The sequence below is a fragment of the Micrococcus sp. FDAARGOS_333 genome, from assembly GCF_002206575.2.
Classification (GTDB): domain Bacteria; phylum Actinomycetota; class Actinomycetes; order Actinomycetales; family Micrococcaceae; genus Micrococcus; species Micrococcus lylae.
On sequence record NZ_NJFJ02000001.1, the window covers coordinates 1,901,257 to 1,914,824 of the forward strand.

Sequence of the window (13,568 nt, forward strand, 5' to 3'; positions counted from 1 at the left end):
GGGTGCCCGGCAGGGGCCTGCCCGGCCGTCACCTCCCAGTGGAGGGGAAGATCAGGCAGATGACTCACCACCTCCGCCAGCCGGGCCTGAATCTCCTGGACCGGGGGCAGCCCTTCGGAGGACGGCGAGCTCTCCCCGTCACCGGACGACGTCGTCATTGAGGCTGGTACCACGTCGTGTCTCCCACTGCTCCACGGACGGGGCCCGGCGCAGCCTGCGGTCACCTGCGGGACCAGGTCCTCGGCCGGAGGCATCCACGTCTGCGGGTCGGCGGACACCTGCTCGCCGGAGCGGATGTCCTTGACCTCATGGCCGGACTCCCCCGCCCCCAGGAACCAGACATACGGGATGCCGCGGCGATCCGCGTACTTGATCTGCTTGCCGAACTTCTCGGCGGTGACGGCCACCTCGGCGGCGATGCCGCGCTCGCGCAGCACGCCGGCCACGTCCTGGGCGGCCGACCAGTCCTCGTCCGCGGTCAGGGCCACGTAGACCACGGTGGGAACGGCCCGGGAGGCGACGGCCATGTCCTGGGAGAGCATGCGCATCACCAGCCGGGTGACGCCGATGGACAGGCCGACGCCAGGGAACGTCCGGTTCCCCTTGGAGGCCAGGGCGTCGTAGCGGCCGCCGGAGCAGATGGAGCCGAGCTGCTCATGGCCCACCAGGACCGTCTCGTACACGGTGCCGGTGTAGTAGTCGAGGCCGCGGGCGATGGAGAGGTCGGCGACGGCCCGGCCCGGGGCGCGGCGGTGCATCGTGCCGATGACCTCCGCCAGCTCGGTGAGCCCCTCCTCCATCAGGTCGTCCTGCACACCGAGGGCGCGGACCTGCTCCACGAAGGAGGTGTCCTCGGTGCGGATGGCGGCCAGGGCCAGGGCCTGCTCTGCCTGCTCGGCGGAGGCCCCGACCTCCTCCTGCAGCAGGCGGGCGACCTCCTCGGGGCCGACCTTCTCGAGCTTGTCGATGCTGCGCAGCACGCCGGCGGTGTCCGTCAGGCCGATGCCGCGGTAGAAGCCCTCGGCGAGCTTGCGGTTGTTGATGCGGATGAGGAAGTCGCCGATCGGCAGGGCGCCGAGCGCCTCGGCCATCACGAGGGCGACATCCACGTCATAGCGCGGGGACAGCTGCCCGTCACCGACGATGTCGATGTCCGCCTGGGTGAACTCGCGCGCGCGGCCCTCCTGCGGCCGCTCGCCGCGCCAGACCTTCTGCATCTGGTACCGCCGGAACGGGAAGGCGAGGTGGCCGGCGTTCTCCACCACGTAGCGGGCGAAGGGCACGGTGAGGTCGAAGTGCAGGGCCAGGCGCTTGGGGTCGTCCGGGGACGTCGCCGAGCGCCGGCCCTCGGCGACCTCCTGGTCCTCGGCCAGCCGGGAGACGGCGTAGACCTCCTTGTCCACCTCACCCTTGCGCAGCAGCTGGCCCAGGGTCTCCACGGCGCGGGTCTCGATCCCGGCGAACCCGTGCAGCTCGAAGGTCCGACGCAGCGTGTCCAGCACATGCTGCTCGACGACGCGCTCAGCGGGGAGCCACTCGGGGAAGCCGGACAGGGAGGACTTGCGGGCCATGGGGTTCCTTCGTCTCGGATCGGGCCGTCGTGCGGACGGGACTGACCCGCCCAGTCTAGGCGGCGGCGCTGCTGCGGTGCGGCCGGTGCGGCGGCGGTCCGGGACCTGGCCCTCCCCCGGCGGGGTGCCCGGGAGCACGCGTGACCAGGGGCGCGACGACGGCCGCCGGGTTCGTCCACCGCCTCGCCCACGCATGTGGCCGGGGTTGCCGGGCGCTTCTGTGCTTTCGCGGCTAGGCTTGCCCTGTTCGTGTCCATCCCGACCCGCCCGCGCACGTCAGCGCGAACGGGCCCGTCCAGGGAGAGTTCCAGCGGTGACCACTGAGAATCAGAAGTCCGACGACCAGCAGCCGACCGCCGACGCCGCCGAGGCGCAGGTCGAGAGCGCGCCGACCACCGACGCCGCGCAGGCACCGGCCGGGCACCAGGCTGAGCCCGCGGCCCCGGAGGTCGAGAAGGCACCGGAGGTCGAGAAGACCGAGGCGAAGCCGGCTGCTCCTTCCCCGGCCGCCATGAAGCCGGGCAGGCCGGCCACCCCAGCCGCAGCCGCCCCGGCGACAGCCAAGCCCGCCGCCCCGGCCCCGACCGTCGAGCCGACCGATCCGGCCACGGCCGCGCAGTTCGCCCGCGTGACCGAGGACGGCCACGTGGTGCTGCTGGACGGCCAGGAGGAGCACACCGTCGGCCAGGTCCCCGACGCCACCGCAGAGGAGGCCGTGGCCTACTTCGTGCGCAAGTACGACGACGTCCGCGCACAGATGGCGCTGTTCGAGCAGCGCATCGCCGCCGGCGCACCGTCCTCGGAGCTCCAGAAGGCCCTCAACCAGATGAAGGCCACCGTGCAGGAGCGCCAGATGGTGGGCGACATCAACGCGCTGCGCACCCGTCTGGCGGCTCTGGAGACCTTGCTGGGCGACTACCGCGCCGCCGAGGCCGAGGCCCGTCAGGCCGCCCAGGCCGAGCAGCTCGCCGCCCGCGAGGCGATCGTCGCCGAGGCCGAGGAGTTCGCCGCCACCCCGGCCGAGCGCATGCCGTGGAAGAAGGCCTCCAAGCGCATGGCCGAGCTCTTCGACGAGTGGAAGGCCGCCCAGAAGACCGGCCCGCGCCTGTCGAAGTCGGTCGAGGACGGCCTCTGGAAGCGCTTCCGGGGCGCCCGCACCCAGTTCGACAAGACCCGCCGGGCGCACTTCTCCCGTCTGGACGCCCGGTCCGCGGAGGCGAAGCAGGTCAAGGAGCGCCTCATCGCCCGCGCCGAGGAGCTCTCCTCCTCCACAGACTGGGGCGTGACCACCGGCAAGTACCGCGACCTGATGAGCGAGTGGAAGGCCGCACCGCGTGCCTCCCGCAAGGAGGACGACGCCCTCTGGGCCCGCTTCCGTGCCGCACAGGACGTGTTCTTCACTGCCCGCAACGAGGCCAACGCCGAGATCGACCGCGAATACGGCGCCAACCTCAAGGTCAAGGAGCAGATCCTGGCCGACGGCAGGAAGCTCCTGCCCTTCACGGACGTCAAGGCCGGCCGTGCTGCGCTCAACGAGCTGCGCGGCCGCTGGGAGGAGGCCGGTCGAGTGCCGCGCGGTGACGTGCGCCGCATGGAGGCCGGCTTCCGCGAGCTGGAGGACGCCCTCAAGCAGGCCGAGAACGAGCACTGGCGCCGCACCGACCCGGAGACCAAGGCCCGCACGAACTCCGCGCTGACCCAGCTGGAGGAGACCATCGCCGGCCTCGAGGCCGAGCTGGAGGAGGCCAAGGCCGCCGGCGATGAGAAGAAGATCGCCCAGGCCCAGGAGGCGCTCGACGCCCGCCTGCAGTGGAAGAAGGCGTTGGAGGCCTCCGCCGCCGACCTGGCCTGAGCCTGTCCCGCCGCGGACGACGCGGCCTGCGCCCGACGGGCGGTCCGGCATTCGGCCGGGCCGCCCGTCTGCGTTGTCCACACCCCGGCGGCAGCGGGCGCGCACCTGGCGCAGGATGGACGCCATGAGATCCTCCGCCGCCGACGCGCCCGTCCCCCTCACCGCAGCAGTGCCCGGCCCGATCCCGGCCCCGCCCACCGACCGGACGGTGACGACCGAGGTCTGGGCGGCCGGTCCGGACTTCGCGGACGCGGAGCTGCAGACGCTGGTCTCGGCCGGGGCCCTGCACCACCTGCTGGGCCGGGTCTACGCTCCGGCGGACCGCCCGGTGGACCCCCGCATGCGCGCGGACGCGGTCTGGCTCGTGGCCGGCCCGCTGCTGACGGCAGGGTGGACGGCCATGGGGCTGACGGCGGCGTGGCTGCACGCGGGAGGCCCGCTGCCGCGCACGCTGCACATCGCCGTAGCCCACTACCACCGGCCTCCGCCGGCACGGGACCACGGGCCCGGGTGGACGTTCACGCAGGCGGACGTGGCCGCCGTCGGAGGGTCTGCCGCGCCGGCCGAGGCGGACGTCGTGCTCCTCGGCCCGGTGCGCGTGACCACGGTGGGGCGCACCGTGGAGGACCTGCTGCTGGCCGACGGCTCCCAGGAGGGCCGGGCGGCGGCGCGGCTGATCGCCCGGTTCGGGGCGGAGGGACTCGTCGAACGGCTGGCGCCGCCGCGGCGCAGGCCCGGCATCGTCCGGGCCCGCCGACGCCTGGCCGAGCTGCTGTCCTGACCGGCGCAGCCGTCAGGTGCGGCGCACGTCGAAGACGCCGTCGATCCGCTTGACCGCGTTGACCACGTGGTTGAGGTACATCGGGTCGCCCATCTCGAAGACGAACCGGCTCATGGCCACCCGGTCCCGCGTGGTGTTCACGGACGCGGACAGGATGTTCACGTGGTTCTCCGCGAGCACACGGGTCACGTCCGAGAGCAGCGAGGTGCGGTCCAGCGCCTCCACCTGGATCTCCACCAGGTACACGGCGTTGCGCGTGGGGGCCCAGGCGACGTCCACGCGGCGCTCGGGCTCCTGCTCGAGCAGGGTGTCCACGTTGTTGCAGTCGCTGCGGTGCACGGACACGCCGGAGCCGCGGGTGACGAAGCCGCAGATCTCGTCCGGCGGCACCGGATTGCAGCAGCGTGCCAGCTTCGTCATCATCCCCGCGTTCCCCTGGACCAGCACGCCGGTCGCGCCGCCGTCGGAGGACGGCGGACGCTTCACGGGACGCTTGACGATCTCCTCGAGCTCGATCTCCCCCAGCGCGGTCTCGGAGGACGGGGCCGTCGGCGACTCCTCTGGTGGGGCCAGCTTCGCCTGGACCTTCTCCACCACGTTCTGTGCGGAGAGGTGGCCGTCGGCGATCTGCGCGAACAGGGCGTCTAGGCCGTTCAGGCCGTGCTCGGCCGCCACGGCGGGAAGCTCCTCGCCGCCGAGGACCTTCTGGACAGCCAGGTTCTCGCGGCGCAGCTGACGGGTCAGGGACTGCCTGCCGCGCTCGATCTGCTCGTCGCGGCGCTGTGTGGCGAACCAGTGGCGGATCTTGGACTTGGCGCGCGGGGAGACGGTGAAGCCGAGCCAGTCGTGGCTGGGGCCGGCGTTCTCGGCCTTGGAGGTGAACACCTCCACGGTGTCGCCATGCTGGAGCTGGGAGGACAGCGGGACCAGCTTGCCGTTCACGCGGGCACCGATGGTCCGGTGGCCCACGTCGGTGTGCACGGAGTAGGCGAAGTCCACGGGGGTCGCGCCGGCGGGAAGGGAGCGGATCTCTCCCTTGGGTGTGAAGACGTAGACCTCGTCCGCGTCGATCTCCGTGCGCAGTGAGTGCAGGAACTCGTCCGGGTCCCGGGTGTCCTTCTGCCAGTCCATCACCGAGCGCAGCCACTGCGGCGTGGACGAGCTCGCGGTCCCGGCGGCCGCGTTGGCCTTGTACATCCAGTGCGCGGCCACGCCGTACTCGGCCTGGCGGTGCATGTCGAAGGTGCGGATCTGGATCTCCACAGCACGTCCGCCCGGTCCCATCACGGAGGTGTGCAGGGACTGGTACATGTTGAGCTTCGGCATCGCGATGTAGTCCTTGAACCGACCCGGCAGCGGGCTCCACTGCGCGTGAAGGACGCCGAGCGCGCCGTAGCAGTCCTTCACCGAGTCCACGAGCACGCGGATGCCGGTGAGGTCGTAGATGTCGTCGAACTCCTTCCCGCGCACGATCATCTTCTGGTAGATCGAGTAGTAGTGCTTGGGGCGGCCGGTGACGGTGGCCTTGATGCGGTTGTCCCGCAGCCGGGCGCTGATCTCCTCGCGCAGGCGCTCGATGTGCTTCTCGCGCTCGGGGTTGCGCTCGCCCACCAGGCGGACGATCTCCGCGTAGACCTTCGGCTTCAGCGCGGCGAAGGACAGGTCCTCCAGCTCCCACTTGACCGTGTTCATGCCGAGCCGGTGGGCCAGCGGCGCGTAGATGTCCAGGGTCTCCTGGGCCTTCTTGGCGGAGGACTCCGGGGACACGTAGCGCCAGGTGCGCGCGTTGTGGAGCCGGTCGGCGAGCTTGATGAGCAGGACGTTCACGTCCTGGGCCATGGCGATGACCATCTTGCGGACGGTCTCGGCCTGCGCGGCGGCACCGTAGGTGACCTTGTCCAGCTTGGTCACGCCGTCCACCAGCACCGCGACCTCGTCGCCGAAGTCCTTGCGCAGCTGCTCGAGCGAGTAGTCCGTGTCCTCCACGGTGTCGTGCAGCAGGGCGGCGTAGATCGTGGGCCCGGACAGGCCCAGCTCGGCGAGGATCGTCGCCACGGCCACCGGGTGGGTGATGTAGGGGTCCCCGGAGCGGCGCATCTGGCCCTCGTGGCAGCGTTCGGCCACGGTGTAGGCGCGGATGACCTCCTTGAAGTCCGTCCGCGGGGAGCGCGTGCGCAGGGTGCGCATCAGCGGCTCGAGGATGGGCGAGTACTCGGTGGCGTGACGACCGGTGAGACGTGCCATGCGTCCACGGGGACGGGGCGACTTCTCGGGGCGGCGAGCGTCGGCGTCGGACACGGAGGGCGGGGTCATGGCTGCGTGTCTCCTCCCCGGGACGTGGGGTGTCCCGTCTCGACGCGAACGGCGGCGCGATAGCGGGGAGTCTACCTCCCCGCGCTCGCGCCGCCGTGCGGCATGTGCGTGTGTCCGGCGGACGTGCGGTCGGCCGTGTGGTCCCAGGTCAGGCCCGGGCGGCCGGCTCGGTCCCGTCGACGCCCTCGGTCCCGCCCTCCGGGGCACGGCCCGAGGACTCGCGACGGGCCAGGACGGCGCCGTCGTGATCGGTGACGTCCCCGTCTCCGCGGCGCAGCAGGGCGTAGAGCGGCGCCTGGATGAACAGGGTCGCCATGGTGCCGACGATGATGCCGACGAAGATGGCCAGGGCGATGTCGGAGAGGGTGCCCGCACCGAGCAGACCCGCGCCGATGAACAGGATGGAGCCCACCGGCAGGATGCCCACCACGGAGGTGGTGATCGAGCGGACCAGCGTCTGGTTCACGGCGAGGTTCACGTTCTCCGCGAAGGTCCGGTCGGCGTCCTCGTGGACCGTCTGGGTGTTCTCGCGGATCTTGTCGAACACCACCACGGTGTCGTAGAGCGCGTAGGACAGGATGGTCAGGAAGCCGATGACGGCGGACGGGGTGACCTCGAAGCCGGTGGCACCGTAGATTCCGGCGGTCAGCGCCACCACGTAGAGCATGCCGATCACCGCGGCCAGCGACATCTTCCAGGTGCGGAAGTACAGCGCCATGAACAGGGTCACCAGGACCACGAAGATCACCAGACCGATCAGGGCCTGCTGCGAGACGGCGGCACCCCAGGTGGGGCCCACGAAGTTCGAGGTCACGTGGTCCGCGGTCACGCCGTAGGCGTCCTGGAGGTTCTGGGCGACCTGCAGGGTCTGGGCGTCGTCCATGCGCTCGGTCTGCACGCGCATGGTGCCCGGGGCGATGTTCGTGACCGTGGCGATGCCGTCGGCGGCGACGTCCCGCACGGCCTGCTCGCCTGCGGCGACGTCCGTGTTCTGAACGGAGGAGACCACGAACTCGGAGCCGCCGCGGAACTCGATGCCGAGGTTGAAGCCTCCGCGCATCAGGGTCAGTCCGCCGGCGACCAGGAGCAGGATCGCCGCGGCGGCGAACCAGGTCTTCCAGCGCTGGACGAACGGGTAGGACTTGTGTCCGGTGTAGAGGGCGTTGCCCCACTGAGCGAAGCGGTTCACTGGCCGTCCTCCTGGGTGCGCTCGGACGTGGTGGTGGTGCCGGCGGCCGGCGAGGCGGCCTCGCGCTCGGCGCGACGGCGTTCGGCGATGGTCTGGCGGCGGGCCGCCTCCCCGCGCGAGCGGCGGCGACGCCGCTCGGCACCGCCGGAGGCCCCCTGTGCCGTCTGATCGCTCGGCGGGGTCTTGAACTCACGCACGCGCCCGGCACCCTTGTACAGCGGCTCACGGCCGAGCAGCGACGGGTCGAGGCCGGACATGCGGTGGCTTCCGCCGATGAAGCGGGTCTGGGACAGCAGCACCATCATGGGGTGTGTGAACCAGAAGACCACGATGAGGTCGGCGATCGCGGTGAGGCCGAGGGTGAAGGCGAACCCGCGGACGTTGCCGACCGCCACGAAGTACAGCACCGCAGCGGCGAGCAGGTTCACGGCCTTCGAGGCCCAGATGGTGCGGGAGGCGCGCTTCCAGCCCTCGCGGACGGCGGCGTCGATCGTGCTGCCGGCGCGCAGCTCGTCCTTGATGCGCTCGAAGTACACGATGAACGAGTCGGCGGTGAGGCCGATCGCCACGATCAGGCCTGCGATGCCGGCCAGGGACAGGCGGTAGTTGTCGGACCAGCCCAGCAGCGAGATCGCGAGCCACGTGATGACGCCGGCCACGATGATCGAGGCGAAGGTCAGCAGACCGAGGACGCGGTACTGGAAGAACTGGTAGGCGGCCACCAGCAGCAGGCCGATGAGTCCCGCGACGAGGCCCCAGAACAGCTGGTCCTGGCCGAGGGTCGCGGAGATCTGCTGCTCGGACTCAATGGTGAAGCTGATCGGCAGGGCACCGTAGGACAGCTGCTCGGCGAGTTCGGCGGTGGTGACCTCGTTGAAGCCCGGGCCGGAGATCTGGGCCTGGCCGTTGGGGATGACCGCCTGGGACTGCGGGGCCGAGAGCACGGTGCCGTCCAGGATGATGGCGAACTGCTTGCGCGGGTCGCCCTCCGGGTACGGGGTGAGCTTCTGGGTGACCTCGCGGAACTTCTCGGTGCCCTCGCTGTTGAAGGAGAGGTTGACGACCCACTGGTTGGTGGAGACGCCCGTGGAGGTGTTCGCCATGTCGTTGGTGGCGTCGGCGATGTCGGTGCCCGGGATCACCTGGGGGCCGACGATGTACTTGGCGCTCTGCCCGGTGCCCTCGGCGATCTGCTCCTCGGTGGCGGTCTGGCACACCACGGCCGCCTTGTCCGTGGGCAGCGGCTCGGCACCCGGGTCGCGCGGGACGGTGCAGTCGGTCTTCTGGAACTCGTCCAGCAGGTCCGGGGTCAGCCAGTTCGGGTCGTAGGCGTCCTTCGGCTCGCCCTCCGGCTTCGGGAAGTCGTCCTTCGGGGTGCGCTGGTCCTCGGCGACCGGCTCGGCGGGGCCGGACTGCAGCACCGCGCGGAACTCCATGTCCGCGGAGGCCTGGATGAGGCGGCGGGTCTGGTCGTCCGGGGTGCCCGGCATCGCCACCACGACGTTCTCGGCGCCCTGGGTGGCGACCTCGGCCTCGGCGACGCCGGAGCCGTCCACGCGGGCGCGGATGATCTCCACGGCCTGGTCGAGCTGCTCAGGGGTGACGCGCTGGCCGCCTGCGGTCTCGGGGGCGAGCACCATCTGGGTGCCGCCCTCGAGGTCCAGGGCCAGGCGCGGGGCCCAGGTGGCCTGATGGGTGGCCACACCGATGCCGAGCACGACGGCCATGAGGGCGATGAGCGCGCCGAGCCACGTCAGGGTGCGACGTGCCGCGCTCGCGGGGGTCTTCGATGCCATGGGCGTTCAGGCTCTCCACAGATCGAGCGACCCGGCCGGGGCGGCCGGGTCGCGGACGGACAGGTCAGGGACGCTCGTCGTGGCGGGGCTGGTCCTCGCCGTTGAGCTGGATGCGGTGGCGGTCCACGTCCTCGTCGGCGGGGGCCTGCGGCTCGCCGTACTCGGCGCCCTGCTCGGCCCGGGTCTGGTCGTCCGCGGCGACGGCGCCCGAGGTGCCCGAGGAGGCGACCGAGTCCGGCTCCACGATCTGGGCGACGGCCTGCAGGTGGACGTCCATGTGGGTGCCCGGGGCGACCTCGATGGTCACGCGCTGGGAATCCTGGTTCACGGCGACGACGTGGCCGAAGATGCCGGAGCCGGTCATGACCTCGACGCCCGGGGTCAGCTCCGTGCGCATCTTGGTCTGCGCCTGCTGGGCCTTGCGGGCCTTGCGGAAGGAGAAGAAGAGCAGCAGCGCCATGACGCCGAACATGAGCAGGAGGAACATGCTTCCGCCGCCGCCCTCGGCCTGCTGGCCGAGCACGATGGGCATGTCTGCGATGGACAGGGCGAGGGTGGTCACGAGAGACACTCTCCGTCGTCGTCGGGGATGAGGACGTGCGCAGGCACACCCGTCCGGGGTGTGGGGGTGCGCACAGTGCAGACCAGTCTAGGGCGTCTGATGCCCGACGACGGCCAGGCGCCTGTCCGTGGCGCCTGGCCTGGGCATGTGGCCCGCTCCGCTCAGCCCCGCTCCGGGGCCGGGAGCCCGAGGTGCTCCCAGGCTCCGGGCAGCGCGACACGGCCCCGCGGCGTGCGGCCGACCAGGCCCTCGCGGATGAGGAACGGCTCCGCGACCGTCTCGACGGTCTCGGTCTCCTCGCCGACGGCCATCGCGAGGGTGGACAGGCCGACCGGTCCCCCGTCGAAGACGGTGCAGAGGGCGTTCAGGACGGCACGGTCGAGGCGATCCAGGCCGCGCTCGTCCACGTCGTACATGTGCAGGGCCCGGCCGGCGGCCTCGGCGTCCACGGACGTCAGGCCCTTCACGAGCGCCCAGTCGCGCACGCGGCGCAGCAGCCGGTTGGCGATGCGCGGCGTGCCCCGGGAGCGGGAGGCGATCTGGGCGAAGCCGGCGGAGGTGACGTCCATGTCCAGCAGCAGGGCGGAGCGGCGCAGGACGAGCTCGAGTTCCTCGGTCGAATAGAACTCGAGGTGCCCGGTGAACCCGAAGCGGTCGCGGAGCGGCCCGGGCAGCAGGCCGGCGCGCGTGGTGGCCCCGACCAGGGTGAACGGCGGCAGCTCCAGCGGAATGGAGGTCGCGCCGGCGCCCTTGCCGACGACGATGTCCACGCGGAAGTCCTCCATGGCCATGTAGAGCATCTCCTCGGCCGGACGGGACATGCGGTGGACTTCGTCCAGGAACAGCACCTCCCCCTCGGTCAGGGACGAGAGGATCGCCGCGAGGTCGCCGGCGTTCTGGATGGCCGGCCCGGAGGAGATGCGCAGCGGGGCGTTCATCTCCGCGGCCACGATCATCGCCAGTGTGGTCTTGCCGAGCCCGGGCGGGCCGGACAGGAGCACGTGGTCCGCGGCGCGGTCGCGCAGGCGGGCAGAGCCCAGCATCAGGTCCAGCTGCTCGCGGACGCGCTGCTGGCCGACGAACTCGTCCAGGTGCTTCGGACGCAGCGCGGCCTCGAGGCGGCGCTCGTCCTCCCCCGCGTCCCCGGCGACGACGCGGTCCGCGCCCCGGTCCCCGGCGTCGGTTCCGCCGCCGTTCATCGGCCGCTCCGGACGGTGGCGGCGGCACCGACGTCGCGCAGGGTGGCGCGGAGCAGGGCGGCCACGTCCCGGCCCTCGTCGAGCTCGGGGTGGGCCGCGAGGGTGGCCTCGACGCGCTTGAGGGCCTCCTTCTCGGACCAGCCCAGGCCGGCCATCGCCTCGACGACGTCCGCGTGCCAGTGCTCCGCCGGCGCCGCGGGCACCTGGTCCTGCGCGGCCTCGGCGGGCGTCTCGGCGCCGGTCGGGGCCAGCTTGCCGGCCAGCTCCACGAGGATCTTCTTCGCCAGCTTCGGGCCGATGCCGGGCACCCGGGTCAGGGCCTTCTCGTCCTCCTGGGCGACGGCCACGCGCACCGCCTCAGGAGGGTGCACCGCCAGCACGGCCAGGGCCAGGCGCGGGCCGACGCCGTTGGCGCCGAGGAGGATCTCGAAGACCTCCTGCTCGGCCCGGGCGGCGAACCCGAAGAGCGTGAGCGAGTCCTCCTTCACCACCAGGTGGGTGTGCACACACGCCTCGCGCCCCTCGCGCAGGGCGGACAGGGTCTGCGGCGTGGCGAACACGAGGCGGCCGACGCCGCCGGAGACGATGACGGCGCGGTCCAGTCCGACGTACTCGACGGTCCCGGTCAGGGAGGCGATCACGGCACAGGTCCTTTCTCCGGACGGACACATTCGGACCGCCGGCGTTCGAACATACTATCGAACGGCTCGGTGCCCGGACGCACCCGACCGCAGGCCGTGGCGAGGGACCGCGCCGGGTGCGCGGCCGTCGTCGGGAAGGGGCGGCATCAGCGGCGGCGGGCGGCGCCCGTGGCCGCCCCGGAGCGCTCGGCGGCCAGCCACTGCTCCTGTGCCCTGGTCAGCGACGTCCCCGCACCGACGGGCCGACGCCCGGCAGAGTCGGCGGCCTCCGCGAACCGGGACCGTCCGCCGCGGGAGGTCATGGAGCCGGTGGCCAGGCCGGTCTGCCCTGAGGCCCGGCCGAGGGCGGTGCCGCGCCAGGCATGGGCGAGGGCCAGGGCGATCGCGTCGGCGGCGTCGGCCGGACGCGGCGGGGCGTCGAGGCCGAGGATGCGGGTGACCATCGCGGTGACCTGCTCCTTGCCCGCGTTGCCGTGGCCGGTGACGGCGGCCTTCACCTCGGACGGGGTGTGCAGGCCGACCTCCAGCCCGCAGCGGGCGGCGGCGGTGATGGCCACGCCGGCGGCCTGGGCGGTGCCCAGCACGGTGGGCGTGTTGTTGTTGGCGAACATGCGCTCCACGGCGGCCCGCTGCGGGGCGTACCGCTCGAGCACCTCGGTGACCTCCCGGTCCAGGTGCAGCAGCCGCTCGTGGAGCGGCGCGTCGGACGGCGTGCCGGACACCCGGACGTGGACGAGCCGTCCGCGGCGCCGCGCGTCGACCTCCACGACGGCGATGCCGCAGCGGGTCAGTCCCGGGTCGACGCCCAGGACGCGCAGGGTGCCGTGGCCGACTCGTTCCGCCAGTCGGATCAGTCCTCGTCGAGCTCGGCGAGGACGGACTCCGGGATGTCCACGTTGGAGTAGACGTTCTGCACGTCGTCCAGCTCCTCGAGCGCATCCACGAGCTTCAGGAAGGTCGCGGCGGACTTGGCGTCCTCCAGCTCCACCTTCATCGACGGCAGGAACTCGGCCTCGTCGGACTCGTACTCGATGCCGGCGGCGTCCAGGGCCTCGGCCACGGCGCGCAGGTCGGAGGCCTCGGAGACGATCTCGAACACGTCGCCGTCCTGCTGGACCTCCTCGGCGTCCGCACCGCCCTCGAGGATCGCCTCGAGGAGGCCGTCCTCGGTGTTGCCCTCGGCCGGCAGGCGGACGACGCCCTTGCGGGCGAACAGGAAGGCCACGGATCCGGAGTCGGCCAGCGTGCCGCCGTTGCGGGTCACGGCCACGCGCACGTCGGAGGCGGCGCGGTTCTTGTTGTCCGTGAGGCACTCCACCATCAGGGCCGAGCCGGACGGGCCGCGCACCTCATACATGATCTCGGTGTAGTCCACGACCTCGCCGGTCAGGCCGGCGCCGCGCTTGATGGCGCGGTCGATGTTGTCGTTGGGGACGGAGTTCTTCTTCGCCTTGGAGACGGCCAGGTCCAGGGCCGGGTTGCCGGCCAGGTCGGGACCTCCGGCGCGGGCGGCGACCTCGATGCCCTTGATGTACTTGGCGAAGGCCTTGGCACGCTTGGCGTCGAGCGCGGCCTTCTTGTGCTTGGTCGTGGCCCACTTGGAATGACCGGCCATGATGCTCCTTCGCGGTTCGGCGACGTCGGGATGTCTCGGCGCACCATCT

10 protein-coding genes and 1 pseudogene are annotated in these 13,568 nt (G+C 71.9%); 2 read left to right on the forward strand and 9 right to left on the reverse strand.

The window, feature by feature from the left end; all coding sequences use genetic code 11:
• Positions 1–221 precede the first annotated feature (221 nt).
• A pseudogene (gene hisS / locus CEQ11_RS08440) lies at positions 222–1,571 on the reverse strand (histidine--tRNA ligase); the annotation flags it as partial.
• A 313-nt stretch (positions 1,572–1,884) separates the two neighbouring features.
• Between hisS and CEQ11_RS08445 the strand changes: the two are divergent.
• Positions 1,885–3,423, forward strand: a complete 1,539-nt coding sequence (locus CEQ11_RS08445; RefSeq protein WP_227718813.1) for a DUF349 domain-containing protein — start codon at positions 1,885–1,887, stop codon at positions 3,421–3,423.
• A 124-nt stretch (positions 3,424–3,547) separates the two neighbouring features.
• A complete protein-coding gene (locus tag CEQ11_RS08450) occupies positions 3,548–4,204 on the forward strand; it encodes a hypothetical protein (RefSeq protein ID WP_227718814.1) in 657 nt (218 codons plus the stop codon).
• A gap of 12 nt (positions 4,205–4,216) precedes the next feature.
• Here the strand turns inward: CEQ11_RS08450 and CEQ11_RS08455 are convergent, their stop codons facing one another.
• From CEQ11_RS08455 to CEQ11_RS08490, 8 genes are all read right to left on the reverse strand, one after another.
• On the reverse strand, positions 4,217–6,517 hold the full coding sequence (locus CEQ11_RS08455; protein ID WP_088478318.1) for a bifunctional (p)ppGpp synthetase/guanosine-3',5'-bis(diphosphate) 3'-pyrophosphohydrolase: 2,301 nt from the start codon (positions 6,515–6,517) through the stop codon (positions 4,217–4,219).
• A gap of 148 nt (positions 6,518–6,665) precedes the next feature.
• Entirely contained in the window at positions 6,666–7,706 is a 1,041-nt protein-coding gene (gene secF / locus CEQ11_RS08460) for a protein translocase subunit SecF (protein WP_088478319.1), read from the reverse strand.
• Entirely contained in the window at positions 7,703–9,502 is a 1,800-nt protein-coding gene (secD, locus tag CEQ11_RS08465) for a protein translocase subunit SecD (protein ID WP_088478320.1), read from the reverse strand. Before secD ends, secF begins: the two co-directional genes overlap by 4 nt.
• Positions 9,503–9,566: 64 nt before the next feature.
• Positions 9,567–10,064: a preprotein translocase subunit YajC gene (gene yajC / locus CEQ11_RS08470; protein WP_227718815.1), complete on the reverse strand. Its 498-nt coding sequence runs from the start codon at positions 10,062–10,064 to the stop codon at positions 9,567–9,569.
• Between the two features lie 161 nt (positions 10,065–10,225).
• Positions 10,226–11,263: a Holliday junction branch migration DNA helicase RuvB gene (gene ruvB / locus CEQ11_RS08475; RefSeq protein ID WP_088478321.1), complete on the reverse strand. Its 1,038-nt coding sequence runs from the start codon at positions 11,261–11,263 to the stop codon at positions 10,226–10,228.
• Positions 11,260–11,904, reverse strand: coding sequence for a Holliday junction branch migration protein RuvA (gene ruvA / locus CEQ11_RS08480; protein WP_088478322.1), 645 nt, complete (start codon positions 11,902–11,904; stop codon positions 11,260–11,262). Before ruvA ends, ruvB begins: the two co-directional genes overlap by 4 nt.
• A gap of 146 nt (positions 11,905–12,050) precedes the next feature.
• Complete coding sequence (gene ruvC, locus CEQ11_RS08485) at positions 12,051–12,722, reverse strand: crossover junction endodeoxyribonuclease RuvC (RefSeq protein ID WP_067189488.1); 672 nt, start codon at positions 12,720–12,722, stop codon at positions 12,051–12,053.
• Between the two features lie 32 nt (positions 12,723–12,754).
• Positions 12,755–13,519, reverse strand: a complete 765-nt coding sequence (locus CEQ11_RS08490) for a YebC/PmpR family DNA-binding transcriptional regulator (protein ID WP_067189435.1) — start codon at positions 13,517–13,519, stop codon at positions 12,755–12,757.
• Positions 13,520–13,568 lie beyond the last annotated feature (49 nt).

What these genes read in the sequence shown, in the direction of transcription:
- CEQ11_RS08450 (WP_227718814.1), top strand. Translation starts at nt 3,548, where the DNA reads ATGAGATCCTCCGCCGCCGACGCGCCCGTCCCCCTCACCGCAGCAGTG.
- CEQ11_RS08455 (WP_088478318.1), bottom strand. Translation starts at nt 6,517, where the DNA reads ATGACCCCGCCCTCCGTGTCCGACGCCGACGCTCGCCGCCCCGAGAAG.
- secD (WP_088478320.1), bottom strand. Translation starts at nt 9,502, where the DNA reads ATGGCATCGAAGACCCCCGCGAGCGCGGCACGTCGCACCCTGACGTGG.
- CEQ11_RS08490 (WP_067189435.1), bottom strand. Translation starts at nt 13,519, where the DNA reads ATGGCCGGTCATTCCAAGTGGGCCACGACCAAGCACAAGAAGGCCGCG.
- ruvB (WP_088478321.1), bottom strand. Translation starts at nt 11,263, where the DNA reads ATGAACGGCGGCGGAACCGACGCCGGGGACCGGGGCGCGGACCGCGTC.